This window comes from Fibrobacter sp. UWB1 (genome assembly GCF_002210325.1).
GTDB lineage: Bacteria > Fibrobacterota > Fibrobacteria > Fibrobacterales > Fibrobacteraceae > Fibrobacter.
On the sequence record NZ_MWQL01000006.1, the window covers coordinates 78,481 to 94,355 of the forward strand.

Annotated in this window: 18 protein-coding genes; 5 read left to right on the forward strand and 13 right to left on the reverse strand. The window is 51.1% G+C overall.

Features of this window, described 5'->3' with window-relative positions; genetic code table 11:
* Window positions 1–16: 16 nt before the first annotated feature.
* A complete protein-coding gene (gene argB / locus B7988_RS06515; protein WP_072812227.1) occupies window positions 17–808 on the forward strand; it encodes an acetylglutamate kinase in 792 nt (263 codons plus the stop codon).
* Entirely contained in the window at window positions 789–1,991 is a 1,203-nt protein-coding gene (locus B7988_RS06520) for an acetylornithine/succinylornithine family transaminase (protein ID WP_088657282.1), read from the forward strand. Before argB ends, B7988_RS06520 begins: the two co-directional genes overlap by 20 nt.
* An 896-nt stretch (window positions 1,992–2,887) precedes the next feature.
* Here the strand turns inward: B7988_RS06520 and B7988_RS06525 are convergent.
* Window positions 2,888–3,226, reverse strand: a complete 339-nt coding sequence (locus B7988_RS06525; RefSeq protein WP_088657283.1) for a GIY-YIG nuclease family protein — start codon at window positions 3,224–3,226, stop codon at window positions 2,888–2,890.
* 257 nt (window positions 3,227–3,483) lie between these two features.
* The gene (locus B7988_RS06530) at window positions 3,484–4,923 is read right to left on the reverse strand and encodes a radical SAM protein (RefSeq protein WP_249268881.1); all 1,440 of its coding nucleotides are present in this window, start codon (window positions 4,921–4,923) and stop codon (window positions 3,484–3,486) included.
* 117 nt (window positions 4,924–5,040) lie between these two features.
* Between B7988_RS06530 and B7988_RS06535 the strand changes: the two genes are divergently transcribed.
* On the forward strand, window positions 5,041–5,649 hold the full coding sequence (locus tag B7988_RS06535; RefSeq protein WP_141225585.1) for a toxin-antitoxin system YwqK family antitoxin: 609 nt from the start codon (window positions 5,041–5,043) through the stop codon (window positions 5,647–5,649).
* 98 nt (window positions 5,650–5,747) lie between these two features.
* On the opposite strand, the gene B7988_RS06540 is transcribed toward B7988_RS06535, so the two are convergent.
* From B7988_RS06540 to B7988_RS06590, 11 genes are all read right to left on the reverse strand, one after another.
* A complete protein-coding gene (locus B7988_RS06540) occupies window positions 5,748–6,578 on the reverse strand; it encodes a metallophosphoesterase (RefSeq protein WP_088657285.1) in 831 nt (276 codons plus the stop codon).
* Between the two features lie 104 nt (window positions 6,579–6,682).
* Entirely contained in the window at window positions 6,683–7,405 is a 723-nt protein-coding gene (locus B7988_RS06545) for a pseudouridine synthase (RefSeq protein WP_073323160.1), read from the reverse strand.
* 88 nt (window positions 7,406–7,493) lie between these two features.
* Entirely contained in the window at window positions 7,494–8,387 is an 894-nt protein-coding gene (locus B7988_RS06550) for a phosphatase (protein WP_083564595.1), read from the reverse strand.
* Window positions 8,380–8,826, reverse strand: a complete 447-nt coding sequence (locus tag B7988_RS06555) for a hypothetical protein (protein WP_212668294.1) — start codon at window positions 8,824–8,826, stop codon at window positions 8,380–8,382. The genes B7988_RS06550 and B7988_RS06555 overlap by 8 nt, the downstream gene beginning before the upstream one ends.
* Window positions 8,827–8,916: 90 nt before the next feature.
* Complete coding sequence (locus B7988_RS06560; protein ID WP_088657286.1) at window positions 8,917–9,219, reverse strand: histone H1; 303 nt, start codon at window positions 9,217–9,219, stop codon at window positions 8,917–8,919.
* A 281-nt stretch (window positions 9,220–9,500) separates the two neighbouring features.
* Window positions 9,501–10,250, reverse strand: a complete 750-nt coding sequence (gene panB, locus B7988_RS06565; protein WP_088657287.1) for a 3-methyl-2-oxobutanoate hydroxymethyltransferase — start codon at window positions 10,248–10,250, stop codon at window positions 9,501–9,503.
* On the reverse strand, window positions 10,229–11,116 hold the full coding sequence (recO, locus tag B7988_RS06570) for a DNA repair protein RecO (protein WP_088657288.1): 888 nt from the start codon (window positions 11,114–11,116) through the stop codon (window positions 10,229–10,231). Before recO ends, panB begins: the two co-directional genes overlap by 22 nt.
* 119 nt (window positions 11,117–11,235) lie before the next feature.
* On the reverse strand, window positions 11,236–11,592 hold the full coding sequence (locus B7988_RS06575; RefSeq protein ID WP_088657289.1) for a histidine triad nucleotide-binding protein: 357 nt from the start codon (window positions 11,590–11,592) through the stop codon (window positions 11,236–11,238).
* 59 nt (window positions 11,593–11,651) lie between these two features.
* Entirely contained in the window at window positions 11,652–12,452 is an 801-nt protein-coding gene (locus tag B7988_RS06580; RefSeq protein ID WP_088657290.1) for a prepilin-type N-terminal cleavage/methylation domain-containing protein, read from the reverse strand.
* Between the two features lie 142 nt (window positions 12,453–12,594).
* On the reverse strand, window positions 12,595–13,599 hold the full coding sequence (locus B7988_RS06585; protein WP_088657291.1) for a HigA family addiction module antitoxin: 1,005 nt from the start codon (window positions 13,597–13,599) through the stop codon (window positions 12,595–12,597).
* An 8-nt stretch (window positions 13,600–13,607) separates the two neighbouring features.
* Entirely contained in the window at window positions 13,608–13,931 is a 324-nt protein-coding gene (locus B7988_RS06590; RefSeq protein WP_141225586.1) for a killer suppression protein HigA, read from the reverse strand.
* Window positions 13,932–14,082: 151 nt separating this feature from the next.
* On the opposite strand from B7988_RS06590, the gene B7988_RS06595 reads away from it, so the two are divergent.
* Together B7988_RS06595 and B7988_RS06600 are read left to right on the forward strand one after the other, a co-directional pair.
* The gene (locus B7988_RS06595; protein WP_088657293.1) at window positions 14,083–15,636 is read left to right on the forward strand and encodes a hypothetical protein; all 1,554 of its coding nucleotides are present in this window, start codon (window positions 14,083–14,085) and stop codon (window positions 15,634–15,636) included.
* On the forward strand, window positions 15,637–15,822 hold the full coding sequence (locus B7988_RS06600; RefSeq protein ID WP_073056928.1) for a hypothetical protein: 186 nt from the start codon (window positions 15,637–15,639) through the stop codon (window positions 15,820–15,822).
* The last annotated feature ends 53 nt before the right edge of the window (window positions 15,823–15,875 follow it).

The following is a 15,875-nucleotide window of genomic DNA, read 5'->3' on the forward strand; positions in this document are numbered from 1 at the left end:
AGGAATTCATCGAAACATGAAAAAAGTGGTTGTAAAAATTGGTGGCAGCCTGGCAATCGACGAAGCCAAGCTGGCTGATTTTGTGTCGGCAGTCTCTACCCTCCCCGGTAGCGGCTGTCAGGTGGCCGTGGTTCACGGCGGTGGCAAGGACATCAACGAAAACATCGCCTTGCTCAAGGAACAACCGACATTCATCGACGGCCTCCGAGTCACGACCCCCGGCATCATGAAGATGGTCGAGATGACCCTCTCTGGCCACGTGAACAAGAAGCTTGTGCGCATGCTCCTGAACAACGGCTGTGGTGCCGTCGGTATTTCGGGCGTAGACGCGAACTTGTTCCAGGTGGTCAAGAAGCAGGGCAAGGTAGACCTTGGCCTGGTAGGCGAAATCAAGAAGGTGAACCCGGGCATTGTGACCGCGCTCTGGGGTGCGGGGTTTGTTCCCGTGGTAAGCCCGATTTCTATCGGTCCAGATGCTAACGGTAACGGCGTGAGCTGGAACGTGAACGCAGACACCGCTGCATCTGAACTGGCTGTGGCGCTTGAGGCCGACCAGTTCGTGCTGGTGAGCGACGTGCCGGGCGTGATGGACGAAAACAAGAATGTAATTCCCGAACTGAGCGAAGCGGACGCCGAAAAGCTGATCGAGGCTGGCGTCATCTCCGGCGGTATGATTCCCAAAGTCCGCGAGAGTTTCAAGTCGATCCGACGAGGACTCAAGAGCATCCACATCGTGGGTTGGAAGGACGCGGAACACTTTGGCAAACAAATTAATGGAGATTTAAACTATGGCACAATCTTGCGCTAACCTGCTCGAACAGGACAAACAAATTATCGCGCCGCTTTACGGCAAGGCAGACATCAACTTCGTGAAGGGCGAGGGCTCTTACCTCTATGATGACCAGGGCAACAAGTACCTGGACTTCGTGGCAGGTATCGCCGTGAACGCGCTCGGTCACCAGAACCAGGCTATCAAGGATGCGGTGGTGGATCAGATGAACCACTTCAACCACATCAGCAACCTTTACCCGAACTACCCGCAGATTAATCTCGGCAAGGCTCTGTTGGAAATCACCAAGTTCGACAAGGCCTTCTTCTGCAACTCGGGTACCGAGGCCAACGAAGGCGCTATCAAGTTTGCTCGTAAGTATTTCGACAGGAAGGGCGAAAAGAACCGGCAGAAGATTATCACGTTCGTGAACAGTTTCCACGGAAGGACGTATGCCGCACTTTCTGCGACGGGCCAGCCGGCCATCCGTGAAGGCTTCGGCTCCATGCCGGGTGACTTCGTTCATGTGACTTGGAATGACTGCGCTGCCCTTAAGGCCGAAGTCAACAAGGACACTTGCGCTATCATGCTCGAAAGCCTCGCGGCCGAAGGCGGCGTGATGACGCTCTCTGCCGAAATGGTGCAGACTATCAATAGCTTGCAGAAGGAATTCGGCTGCCTTGTCATCGTCGATGAAGTGCAGGCGGGTGTGGGCCGTCTCGGAACCTTCTGCGGTTTCGAAAAGTACGGCCTGAACCCTGACCTCGTTTCTTTGGCCAAGGGAATCGGTGGCGGTCTCCCGCTGGGTGCGGTGCTCCTGCGCCAGAAGATTGCCGACCAGCTCAAGGCCGGCGACCACGGTACCACATTCGGCGGTAACCCGATTGCATGCGCTGCAGGTCTCGCTGTCGTGAAGCAGATTCCGGGCCTGTTGAAGAATGTGGAAGAACGTTCCGCCCAGCTGAAGGCCGGTTTGGCTGCCCTTGTGGAAAAGTACAGCTTCGCCAAGGAAATCCGCGGTGAAGGCCTGATTCTCGGTGTGGCTCTCGACGAATCGATGCCGGTGGGTAACATCATCGCTGCCGCCCGCAACGAAAAACTCATGGTGCTTAGCGCCAAGGGCAACGTGCTGCGTATGCTCCCGCCGCTGAACGTGAGCGCCGCGGAATGCGAAGAGGCGCTCGCGAAACTCGGCAAGGCATTCGTCGCCGCTGCGAAGTAATCATTGAGATGTCTTCCCGGGCAACGTCCCGGGCGGACAGCACTTAGCACTTTTATACGATACTTGGCAACTTGTTGCCATAGTAGAGTTATCCTCTTTGGGGAAGTGCTTAGTGCGCATGGCCACCAAGGTGGGATCTCCTTTGTATTAGTCTGCAGAAATGCTTGTTTCTGCAGATTCTTTTTTCAGTCTGCAAGAGGGGATCCCGGCCTTCGCCGGGAAGACAGAAGACGAGGCCGTGCGGAAAGACAAGAAGGCGAAAAGCCGTTTTTTGCGTTACCCGCCCACCCGCCCCTGCCTTTGGCGTATTGGGGAATGAACCTCCGGATTGTCTTCCCGGCCTTGAGCGGGTTAGTGGGCACTTGCAATTTATTGCTTATGTGCCCACAATCCTCGGAACGGGGAGATCTCCTTTGTATTAGCCTGAAGGAGCGCTTGTTTCTTTTCTGTCAGCAAGAGGAGATTCCGTCCCCGTTCCGAGGACCATATCCTCTGTGTGGCTCGGCACTTTAGTGCCGCTACCAATTTATTATGACAACACAGCCACCGATGTAACTTGGCTTCATAATACTCCGAACTTTGTTCGGTTAGTATTATGCCAAGGTACTCTAAGCAGCAAAGCTGCAAGTGGCTATTGTCATCTTCGTGCGGAAAGACAGATGACGAAAAAGCCGCTTTTTTATGATGTCCGCCTACCCGTCCTTGTCTTTAGAATATTGGGGAATGAACCTCCAGATTGTCTTCCCGGGCAACGTCCCGGGATCTCCTTTGTATTAGCCTGAAGGAGCGCTTGTTTCTTTTCTGTCAGCAAGAGGAGATTCCGCATCTACGTGCGGAAAGACAGATGGCAGAGGCATTTCTGTTGACGAAAGCCGTGCGGGGGGGGGGCCTTTGTATTAGTTTGAAGGAACGCTTGCTTTTGCGGATTCAAGAATTTTTTCCGTTACACCGATAGATTCTGCAAGGTCGTTCCATTCGGCGTTGGTCTTTTCAATAAGAAAGATTTTCCATCGACGTTTCCATCGTTTTAGCTGTTTTTCTCTTGCTATTGCATCTTTGATGTAGAAAAAGTGCTCGAAGTAAACCAATCTGTTGACGTTGTAATCGTTTGTGAATCCTTCGTTGACTTTTATTTTGTGTTCAATAATACGTCGGAACAAATCGTTCGTGACGCCGGTGTAAAAGGTGGTGTGGTATTTGTTTGTGAGAATGTAGACGTAAAAGTTGTAATTCACATTGCCCTCTCTGTTTAAAGTGTCTCTTACTATACACGCTTTTTTTAGTGCAGTTGATATGGTTTTTCTTGTAAAATTTTATTCGTGGGCATGTGGATTCTTTTTTGCAGGCGACAAGAGGAGATCCCGGCCTTCGCCGGGAAGACAGATGGCGAGGCCGTGCGGGAAGACAGATGACGAAAAAGCCGCAGTGATGAACTGCGGCTTTTTAATATGCTCTAAGGAAAGGAGTCTAGAGGGAAACCTCGGGTTTCCCTTTACGACTTGTTAGTCGGGGCTTGGCGCGCGACAGGGGCGAGCTGTCCGTGTTTGCGGAACAGGTGCTTCACGAGCGTGCCGAATCCACGCATCACGCGGTAGCGTTCACGCGGGTTCTTGATCGCCATGATGCCCTGGCGCAGAATATAGCTCGGACGCAGGTAGAACTCGCGGCGGGCCTTGTCGCAGAAGTCGACCAAAGCCTGGCTGGTGAGTTCGCCGCGCTGGATGGTGGTGCGGTGGAAACCGTCCTTGTCCAGCCACTGGTTGTAATCCTTTGTCTGTAGCGCGCCGCTTTCCAAGGCTTCCTTGTAAGCCTCGGTGCCGGGGTATGCCATAATGGGGTAGAACTGAGCCGTATTCGGGTTCAACTTCTTGGCGTAGTCGAGCGTCATGCGGAGCGTTTCCGGCGTGTCGCCCGGGTTGCCGACCATAAAGCAGCCGTGTACCAAGAGGCCTGCCTTGCGGGCGTTCTTGGTGAATTCGATTGCCTTGTCGGTGTTCTTGACACCCTTGTGGATGTTTTCGAGAACCACAGGCGAAGCGCTTTCGAAACCCACGCACATTTCGCGGCCGCCGGCCTTTTTCATGAGCTTGAGCAAGTCGAGCGGCACATCGGCGCGAGCGTTGCAGCTCCAAGTAATCTTGAGGCCGCGTTCCAGAATCAGGTTGCAGATTTCGCGTACGTGTTCGTGGCTTGCGGTAAACGTGTCGTCTTCGAAGAATACTTCGCCCAAGTCGTCAAAGTTTTCCTTGATATACTGCAGTTCGTCCACCACATCTTTCGGAGAGCGGCGACGGAACTTGTGGCCGTTCAGCGTCTGCGGAATCACGCAGTAGCTGCAGCGGTTCGGACAACCGCGTCCGCTCAAAATCACAATCAGCGGGTTCAGGTTCGCACCGTAGAAATACTTCTTGTAGCAACTGTACAGGTACTTGCGGTAAACTTTGGACACCCAGGGCAGTTCGTCGAGGTTTTCAATCTTCGGACCTTCGGGCTGAAAATCTACCGTGCCGTCGGCCTTGCGGAAGGCAAGGCCCGCGATGCTTGAAATATCCTTGATGTCGCCGCGCAGGTAGCGGGCGAGATTCCTGGCGGTGTAGTCCGCCTCGCCGATAATCACGAAGTCGAGGCTCGGTTCCATTTCCATAGATTCGAGCGGTTCGGCGGTAGCGTGCGTACCCATGATCGCAATCTTGGTTTTCGGGAGTGCTTCCTTAATGGCGTGCACCACCTTCAGGTCGTTCAGAATACTCGGCGTACTCGTGCTGCAAACCACGAGCTCGGGGTCAAACTTCTTGATACCATCCAGAGTCTGCGCGAGGTCGAGTTCCATGGCCGGGCTATCGATGAGCTGAATCTCATTACCGTCGGCTTCGACTGTGCCGGCGGCGTAGCTCAAAAACATGGGCCAGTAAAGGGTAGAGGACTTGGTCACGCACGGACTGCGCGACTCGCGACTGAACATCGGATGAAACGGGGGATTTAAAAAAGTAATGCGCATAAGCAATGGCAAAATACATAATTATCGGAGATAAAGCTACATTTGGTTTCGATGAAAGTGTTGATTTCGTTGTGTATTTCTCTATGTGGGCTGTGCTCGATTGCGCTGGCGCAAAATTCGCCGGCGGTGGCGCTTGATACGATAAAAGAATTTTACGCCGAAGGTACGCTTTCACGCCTTTACGCGGTCCAAAAAGGGACTTCCATTCGTGAAGGTATAGCCTACAGTTATCACCCGAACGGTAAGGTCGCTATCGAGGCTCCGTACAAAAACGGCAAGCTCGACGGGGTGTTCAGGAGTTATTTCGAAAACGGCAAGGTGTGGCAGACTATCGGCTACAAGGCCGGTATCGAAGAGGGAATCTCGACAACGTACTTTGAAAACGGGAAAAAGAAAAGCAAGGAAGTTTACCGTGATGGGCTGCTCGACGGAATGACCGAAGAGTGGGACGACAAGGGGCGCCTGCGCCGCAAGCTGCCGTACATGCGCGGACAGTTGCACGGGGTTGCAAAAATTTTCGATGATCTGGGTGGTCTCAAAGAAGAGATGACTTTGGAACATGGCCTAAGGCACGGGCCGTACCGCCGTTACAACAAGGGCGTCAAAGTGCTTGAAGCGGAATTTGTTCAAAACCGTTGCATTAAGAACTGCGACTTTTAATTAAAGAATGTCATGCCGGGCTTGACCCGGCACCTCCTTTTACGGCTTTCCAAAACAACAAGAGGAGATCCCGCATCTACGTGCGGGAAGACAGATGGCTACGGGTATCCTGCCCACTCGGCGGCAACGCTGGGCGAGGCTTTGCGGATTTCTTTGGCGTGTTCGCTGTCGTCGGCGAGTGCGATATCGCCGCTTGCAATTTTCGCCTTAATATCTTCGAATGACTTGGGCTGCTTGGCTTCGGGCAAGTGGTCGCCTGGTACAATGCAAGGGGCGTCTATGGCGGTTTTCGCCTTGTCTTTGACCGGCGAATATTCGCGGGCGGCGGGCACTTCGTAGAATTTGTCTTCTTCGGGGCACCAGGCCATCAGTTTTTTGCCGTAAACGCAACCCGCGTCAAGCCCGATGAATCCGGGGCGGTTCACGAATCCCATTTTAGCCCAATGTCCGAATACCACTGTCTTGTTCCATTTAATTTGTTCAAACCACGGGCGATCATTCCAGTATCTTACGGACAAAATAACTTCCCGGTCCATGTCCTCTAGTCTGACCTTGCCGGGCTCCAATCCGGCGTGAACCAGCAGCGCGTGTGGAGTGTCGCGCCACAGGGGCCAGGTGCTTACCTCGGCGGCAATGGCGTGCCAGGTTTCCATCGGGAGCTTGGCGAAGCGGGCGCGCTGCTTTTCGGTCCAGCCGCTTTCGGGCAGTTCCAGCGCACGAATCAAGTGCTCTTCGTGATTGCCGCGCACCGTGAGGATTCCGTTGTCCTTCACGAACTGCAGTGCCCGCAACATGTCGGGACCCTTGTTGATGATATCGCCCGTCTGGTATAGTGTGTCTTTACCGCGTACAAAACCGAATGCGTCTACAATGCGCTCGAGTTCATCCGCGCAACCATGCACATCACCGATGTAGAGAGTCCTTGACATAAGAGTTATTCGTTACTGGTTAATAAATGAGTGATGTGAAATGTGTAATGTGAGATTAGATATGATCTATTTTTCATTTCACATTCCTCATCATACATCTCACATTATTTTACGTGAACCGCTTGCCTTAGCTTGTTCATTTCGTCGGCGGTGAGTTCGCGGAATTCGCCGGCGGGCAAGTCGCCCAAAGTCAGCTTGCAGTAACTCACGCGTTTGAGGTCGCGAATCTCGTAGCCTACGGCGCGCATCATGCGGCGGATTTCGCGGTTTTTGCCTTCGATCAGCACGAGTTCGGCAAAGCCTTTCTCTAAATAAATGTCGGTGGCGAATGCGATTTCTTCTTGTTCGGCGCCTTCTTCGCGAATGTCAACGCCGTCTACCAGCTTCTGCGCGGCGTGCTCGCTCAGCGGGCGGTCTGTCCACACGTAGTAGCTGCGCGGGATTTCGTAGCTCGGGTGCGTGAGGCGGTGCAAGAGTTCGCCATCGTCGGTGAACAGCAACAGCCCGCGGCTCTGCAAGTCCAGGCGGCCCACATACTTAAGGCTCTGGTAGGCGGGCGGCAAGTAGTCGTACACCGTGCGGCGGCCTTGCGGGTCGGTCTTGGTGCAAACGCAGCCGGCCGGCTTGTGGAACATGATGGTCGTCGTCTTGCGCGGGAGTCGGGCGGGCTTGCCGTCGACAACAACGTTGTCGGCGTTCTCGTCGACCTGGTGGCCCAAGTCCTTAATCACGTCGCCGTTCACTTGCACGCGGCCTTCTTCAATCAAGGCGTCGGCCGCGCGACGGCTCGCGATACCGCAAAGAGAAATGTATTTGTTGATACGCATAGGAAAGTTGGCAGTAGGAAGTAGACAGTAGGCAGTGGTTAGTGATTAGGTCATCCAGGCTGATTGTCATTCTGGGCTTGACCCGGAATCAGCTTTTTCCGGCATCAGCTTTTTTATCCTCATAAAGTAGTCCGAACCGGAGTCCCGCGGTACTTATCTTAAATGTTTCGACGCGGAGTTTTTCCAGGAGCGACTTCAGCCAGAACAGCCCGCAAATAATCACTTCGTGACGGCCGTTTTCAAGGCCCGGAAGCATGGCGCGGAGTTCCTTGGACAAGTTGGAGATTCGCGTCGTGACGGCATCCAGGTCGCTAATGGAAAGTTCCAGGCCTTCGATCGCCTTGTAGTCGAACTGCTGCTTGTTCAGGTAAACCATGGCAAGCGCCGTACCCGTGCCGCCAATCAAGTACACCGGCTTCTTGGTCATTCCCTTGAAGCTGACTTCCTTGAAGGTCTCCTTCACGAACTTCTTGTATTCGGGGCCAGGGATCGGGCCCATGGCCTTGAACATCTTGAGGGCGCCCACCGGAATCGAGAACGTGTTGTCGCCGTTGCTGAGTTCCGTGGAACCGCCTCCGATGTCAATCGTCACGATACCTTCGCCGTGCCATTCCTTGACCGAGCGGTAGGTGAGCTTGCCTTCTTCTTCACCGCTGATGATTCTGGGTTTGACCCAGAGGGCTTTTTCGACGGCGGCAATCACTTCGTCCGGGTTTTCGGCATTGCGCATGGCTTCGGTCATCACGGCGGCCTTGAGGTTTGCGCCCAGCGCGTGCAAGTCCATGCGGAACTTCGTCATAATCGCTTCGAGTTCCTTGATTCGCTTCTCGGTAATCGCGCCGTGTTCGTAAATGTCTTCGCCCAGTCGGCAGACTTCCACCTTCTGGAGCTTGGGCACCAGCACCCCCTCCTCAAACGCCGCAATCAAGAGAATGCAGCTGTGACTTCCGATGTCGACCGTCGCTATCAGCTTGTTATCCATTCTGCGCCTCGTTGCCTGCGTTCGCCGCGGCATCACCGCCCTCTGTCATCCCGGCCTCCGAGCCTTCTGTCATCCCGGCCTCCGAGCCTTCTGTCATCCCGGGCTCGACCCGGGATCTCCTCTCGTTGTCCGAGGAGAGAACGCCGGACTTAATCTTCTCCGCGAGTTTTGCCGGATTCGTCAAGAATTCCTTGGCAAACGCAATGGCTTCTTCCACTACGGAATCCGGATGCTTTCCGCTCCAGCTGGCAACCAGGTCGCCCGAAGTGCTGCCCAGTTCCTTGCCCTCGCGAATCTCTTGGCCCATTTTTAAGGCGAGCAAAAGCCCGAGTTCAAAGGCGCGGGGCTCGCTTTTGCCTTCTAAAAGTTTTTCGACGCGCTCGATGCGCTGTTCAAAGGGAATGTTTTCGAGTTCAGCAAGGTCTTTTTCAGAAATCATAGCCCAAAAATAGAAAACGGTGCCTATGCATATATAAAAATGAACCCTGGAACGGGTCCAGGGTTCATTAACAAAGGAGAATCTGGAAGATTACTTCTTAGCAGCCGGCTTCTTAGCAGCGGGCTTCTTGGCGGCCGGCTTCTTAGCAGCGGGCTTCTTAGCGGCCGGCTTCTTTGCAGCAGCGGGCTTCTTGGCGGCGGGCTTCTTAGCAGCCGGCTTCTTTGCAGCAGCAGGCTTCTTAGCAGCGGCCGGCTTCTTGGCGGCGGGCTTCTTAGCAGCCGGCTTCTTTGCAGCAGCGGGCTTCTTAGCAGCGGCCGGCTTCTTAGCGGCAGCGGGTTTCTTAGCAGCGGGCTTCTTAGCAGCCGGCTTCTTTGCAGTCTTTGTAGTAGCCATTTTTTTCTTCCTTATGGTTATGTTGTGAATTAGCTGTGTATAAAATAACTTATTTTCACAAATAATCAACACCTTTTTCAAAAAAAATTAAAAAAAAGTTGTTTTTTTACAAAAAAAAGATTATGAAGGTGATATTTCTCACCTTGCTATAAAATTTTTAATTTGTATGTAATTTCGGAAAATCCAAACAAAAAAATGAGTTAGAAAAAATCTAACTCAAAGAATATCAAGCAGATACGAACATTGCGTTACCAAAGTCACGCTTGATTTTTTTTGCGCAACTATTTCCCGGCGGCTTGTACGCTCTCGATGTACTTCTTGAATCCTTCGACACCCAGGCTGTACATGTCGACGAACTTCGTTGCGAACGGTGGCAGCTTGCGTTGGTGCATGCCTAGGGCGTCGTGCATCACCAGCACTTGGCCGTCTGTAAACTTTCCGCCACCAATGCCGATCGTCACCGCGTTCACCATGCCGGTAATCTTGGTGCCGAGTTCTTCGGGAATGTGTTCCAGCACCATCTCAAAGCACCCTAGGCTGTCTACATACTTGGCCGCCTCGATAATTGCGGCCGCTTCTTCTTCGGTACGGCCCTTCTGCTTGAAGTTTTCGGCCGTCTGCGGCAAGAGCCCGAGGTGCGCGCAAATAGGAATGTCGTGACTCAGCAGGTATTCGTGCACGCCAGCGGGGGTACCCTCGATTTTTACGCAAGCGGCCCCCACGTCCATAAAGCGGCGTGCGTTGTCGTAGGCCGTTTGCGGGTCCTTGTCGCTTAGGTAGGGCATGTCGGCCACCACGTGGGTGTTGGGGGCGCCGCGGCAAACTGCCGCCACAAAAATCAGCATCTCGTTCATGCCGATTTCGCGGGTACTCTTGTAGCCGAGCATGGTGTTAGCAAGACTGTCGCCTACCAAAATCTGGTCTACGCCTGCCGCCTCTGCCATCTGGGCAAAAGCGTAGTCGTAGGCGGTAATCATCGAAACTTTTTCGCCCTTAGCTTTCTTGTTCTTTATGTCGATTGGGCTGAGCATAACTTACGAACCTCCTGTAGCCATGAAAGGGAATGGATTTCTTTCAGGAATCCGATGTGATTGCGCAGATAAGATAGCAAAGCGTTCTCCACGAAGAAGGCGCCTTTTAGATATTGTGGGGCCTCGAGGCCGTTTTTTTCGGCGAGGTAGAGCTCCCAGAGCCCGGCGAGAGTCGCTGGCTTTGCACGGGCACTCTGCACGCCTAGGCATTGCTTGCAAATGAGCGTGCCCGATTCCGGGAAAAAGTCGGCCGGAGCTTCGGTGAAGGGCCTTTCGCAGCGGCTGCACTGCGAAAGTTCCAGGTGGTAGCCCCACAGGTCGCAGATGTCCAGCAGCCACCGCGCAAAAATGCCGCTGGAATTTCCGCCGGGGCCTTTTTCGAAACTGCCGTCGGGAGCTTGGCTGCCATCCGGCGCGCCCTCTGCGCCTGCAGCGGTGCCCGCGTCGGCAGCCTTTTCCGTAGCGATATCCGCGCTTGTCGCAGCGGCAACCGCGTCGAACGCCTTGAGCGAGCCTTCCAGCAGCTGGAACTCGTCCGGCAGCGGCACGCCCTGCGGCGCATACCGCAGCACGATCTCCGCCATTACTTGCGCCTCCGCCAGGTACAAGAGCGACTGGCGCAAGCTTGCATGCCAGTCGACAATCGACGCCTCTTTGATGAACTGGAGCTCCGTATTCGGGTTCTGCCGGAACACCACCTCCGAAAGTGCGAGTGGGTCGAGCGCCCCCTTGAAGGGCGACTCCTTGCGCTTTGCTCCCTTTATGATAAAACTCACCACGCCGCACTCTTCCGTGAGCGCTTTCACGATAAAGCTCGAGTCGCTGTACGCAAACCGGTGCAGAACTATCGCCTGAGTTTTGACCATTTGTTGCAGAAATGTCTTCCCGGGCTTGACCCGGGACCTCCTTTGATGCCTTCTAAAAAAGAATTTTTCTTAGCTAGAAGAGGAGATCCCGGCTTACGCCGGGATGACAGTGGGGAATGTTATGCCTTGGGGAACGGAGGCCAACCCATGACCTGGCCACCAAGCACGTGCAGGTGAATGTGGAACACCGTCTGGCCCGCGTCGGCCTTGCAGTTGAATACGAAGCGTGCGCCCGATTCTTCGATGCCGAGGTCCTTGGCGATAAGCTGTGCGCGGTAAAGCATCTTGCCCACCAGTTCGCAGTCGGTCGGCTGCATGTCCATGATGGTTGAAATATGGCGCTTCGGCACTACCAAAAAGTGTACCGGGGCCTGCGGGGCAATGTCGTAGAAGGCGAACACGTCGTCGTCTTCGTAGATTTTCTTGGAAGGGATTTCACCCTTGATGATTTTGCAGAAAAGACAGTTTTCACTCATAGTGACTATAAAGTAGTAAAAAGAAGGGCCGCCCGTCTTTTGGAGGGGCGACCATAATATTAATAGCAGAGAGCGGTTTCAGTCGAAAAACAGGTTCCCAGTCGTGTCGTGAACGGCTTTCCTTTATTAGTGCCTCGTACGCTCTGTATGAAGACTTCAATAGAATGGCTGTTCTCTTTTCCACCTGTCCACCTGACTTTAAAGTTGTATCTATTTTGTCCGCCGTCTCCGGTTTTGGCTGCGTCTGGGTCTCCGTTTATTGCCCTGCTGATAAAAAGAGGCTGTGTTGGGAATGTTCTCCACCAGTCTTGGTTGTTGATCTTTACTTTGTAGGCGGTGAAAGTACTGGTAGATTTGATGTTGTTGCTGTTGTGATCTCTGGCGTATAAAATGTCGGCGATGGCTCCGAAACCGGCGTCCTTAAGAGCGCTTGCCCAAAAACCGCCGCCTGTAAGAAGACCGCACATGTTTTGAGTATCATCTTTGATTCTGTTTTTGTTGTCTGCTTGATAATTGGTCGGGAGTATGTCGTGCATTTCCATAATGAACAACGTTACACCGTTATCGGTGGCTAACCATTTGCTTAAGCTATCTTTGTTGGTTTTTCTGTTACTGCAAGTTGCCGATTCGTCTATATCGTGTACGTCGCCTTCGTATAAAGCCCTGTTAAGGGCGTCGCGCAGGTGATAAAGCTTCATCAGGTCAATTTTTTGTCTTGTTTTTTCGATATAGTCTGTGAGCTGTGGGAGGGCGACTCCCGAAAGCAAGTTGATGACGATAATCACGACCATCAGTTCTACGATGGTAAAACCGGCCTTTCGGCTATTTCGGGTTGTTTTGTTTAAAACCTTAGTCAGCATAAGATTACCCCTTCTTCAGGTTCAACCTTGTAAATATAAAACAAAAATTTACACGGGGCTGTGACCTGTAACAAAAATATGATTTTTTTCTTATTCCAAATTGGAGTAAAAACATTAATAAAGCGGATTTTTTTTTCAGTTGCTACATCTCAAAACCTGCATCCACCATGCATTTTTGCGCGAAACAGTTTGCTTCGTCTTCCTTTTCGGGGTGGTTGTGTGTGATTTCGATGTTTTGTAGGCAGATTCCCTTTTTCCCGTGGTACAGCACATGTGCCAATTCGTGAAAAAATGTGAACCACATGGTCGCACGATCCTTGAAACGATCGTGAAGTTGGATAAGGGGCACGTCCTTGTACCAACGGTACATACCATGGATAGGGGCGCTCTTGAAGTTTTGTACGAACAATACGCGAATCCCGATTTTACGGCACAATTTCTGTAGGCCTGTCATGCAGTCGTCAACGACATCCGCTTCGGGCGTCCAGTAGGTGATTCTCTTTTCGTGCTTCGGTAAAGTCTTGTTCGCCGCGGCAAATGCGATGATTTCAGGGAGAGCCGCCTTCAGGCGCTTGCGAACGGGAATCTGTTCCTGTTTTTCCATCGGGTCACGGTCCGAAAGAATCTCGCCCCGACGAATCCAGGCAGATGTAGCGTACGGGTCCTTGACCTCCGCCAAAGAAATGCGGAACGCCACCTTCAGCTGAGCTTTTTTGTAGTAGCCATCCCATGCTTGGGGAGATGCTACGGCGAAGAACTTGAGGAGCGAAAGTCCCGATTTGTCGTCACCCTCGATTTTACCGCGCCGCACCCAACCGCGCACGTCTAGTTCTTCGGGGAAAGACTTTCTCCAGAGAGGCTGGTTGTCAAGGGAGGCTTTGACATATTCGCGGGCAAGGTACTCATCGTACGCAATTTGACGGCGCAACCAGAAGCTCGCAGGAATTTCGGTTATTACCTCAAGCGAAAACGCCACTTCTGGCGTTATACGGCAATTGCCCTGCAAAATATCGTTCACTGCCTTGGGGGTGTAGCCCATACGCGCAGCCAAATCGTTGGCGTCAAGGCCCATTTCTTCAAGCTTTTCCGACAGAGTTCTGCCTGGCGGAGTCACATAAGCCAATTCATCACATCTATATACCTGCATAAACGCTCCTACTTGTGATAATCTACAATTTCTAGAATAGAAATTGTAGTTTCGACAATCAATCCAACAATATTTCCAGCACTATTCATAACCGGCTTAAAGATAAGCCGATACGGATGGTCCAAATCGCACGCCCATTGTCCAGCGCGATTGCCTACCAACTCGTGGTATCGTCCAGGAACATTCTTTAAGGAGTCCAGATCAGCGGCGCCCTGAAGGTCGTTTATCCTATCCAAATAGATGTCCGCACGACGTTGCCCCATTTTCCTCACTGCATAGGTCTTGTCACCTGCGCAGCGAGCCAATTCTTTATCTGCATATACTACTTGCACCCACCACCTCATTATTTTAATACACTTATAATATACATTAAAATTTTAAATAAATCAATAGGTATATCATTTTTATAAAATATTTTATATATTTTGGAGAAAGGAAATTAATCATCATTGGCCCCGGAAAAGGAGGCCAACCAGAGGCAAAATGAGCCAAACATCCAAAATTATTCCATTAAACATTGTATACTCCTATCCCGTTCATTGGGACTCATTCCACATTTTACGGGATTATGTTCAGAATTTTTACGACTCGGTTCCCGTTGATCAATGGTCGCAACGCTTTCAGTACGAATTCTGCGACGGGACATTGGCGATGCGCATCGAGAACACAACTTTCAGTTACGAATGGCTTTTGCATATCGGAGCATCAACAAAAACCAGCTCTACAGAAAAACATGCAGGCTATTTCGGTGAAGGCTTTAAGATAGCATCCCTGTGCGCTCTGCGCGACAAAAAATGGGCAATTAAAATGAGTTCTGGGAACTGGAACCTCAATGTAATTTGCATAGACCAAACGATAGATGGTCAAGGCGTCAAAATGCTCGCATACGACATATCCGAAACAAATGAGTCTAATCAGAAAAGCGAGCTTGTTTTACAAGGGGTCTCCGAGGACGATTTTGCACTTTTCAAGACTGTACTAAAGAGCTTTTACTATCCTGAAAACGAACTCCTAGGAGAAAAAATTTGGGAAGACGCAGAAGGCGCTGTCTATACCCGCAGTAAAGTAGAATACGACCGAAAGCTTCCCTATAATTACGACTACGGACGAAAAGGGATTGTTTTTTGTGGCTATCAATTAAGGGGTTCAAACCCATTTGATTTAGTCGTCTGCTTGCATGATTTTGAACAAAATGACCGCGAACGCGACAACTTGTTGAACATGGAGGTTGTCACGATATTCAAAAGAATCAGCGTCCAATTAACAGCCGCTGCGTCTATTCGTATGTTAGAAAAAATGCGTCGCGTTTGGCTCTCCAATAGAACAAAAAGATTTGATTTTGAAAATTGGAGCCCCGTATTACAACGGCTATTGCTTAACATATTGTACTCATCCAATTGCTGCTCAGAATTCAAGCAGAAATATCCGAATCTCCTGTTTCTTGAACCTAAACTAAATCGTTTGCAAATGAATTTACGGCAAGAAGCAAGAAGTTGGTACAATAATTACCGCGATAAATACACCCTAGTCGGGGAACCTTTTTCTGTATTGGGCTACCCGTCTCTTGAAGACGAGTGTAGGCGCAATGGAGGACTTGTCATAGACAAAAATGTTGCTCCTGGAATAGAAAGTAACTGTTTCACGATTCTTGAAGATGTCTGCAAACAAATGTTTAATGGCTTTTTTATCGCGGATCCTTGGCCACAGCACAAGGTTATAACAAATCCCAAAGCTACATATCACGGAATGGCTACCCTAAGGAAAAACAAGCGAAAACAGAGTAATGCACATCACCTTTGTGTCAGGAATAAAATTGAATGCGTCTATCTAAAGCGAACAATTTTTGAATCGGATAAATTCTATGACGGTTTGTCCACCTATGTCCATGAGATGTGTCATATGTTCGGAGGCGATTCCTCTGAAAATTTCAGTCTTGGACTTACTCTAGCCATGGAAATTCTCTTGCAGAATACGACCATAGTTGAATCGGCACATGAAAAATGGAAACAACAATTTGCTAGCCAACAAAGAGTATAAATGAAACGAAAAAGAAAAATAGACCCTACACTAAGCTATGAAGAGGCTCACGCATTGGGCAAAGCCCAGGGGTCATTACAATATCGTTATGAATTAGCAGTAAAATGCAGAGATGCAAAAATAATTGACTTGCCTACGCTTGCCAAATGGACTGAACTTTCCATAAAAACAATTCTTGTACTTTGAAACAATAATTGTACCGAATCCGGTACAATTAAACGAATACAGCGACTTTGCAC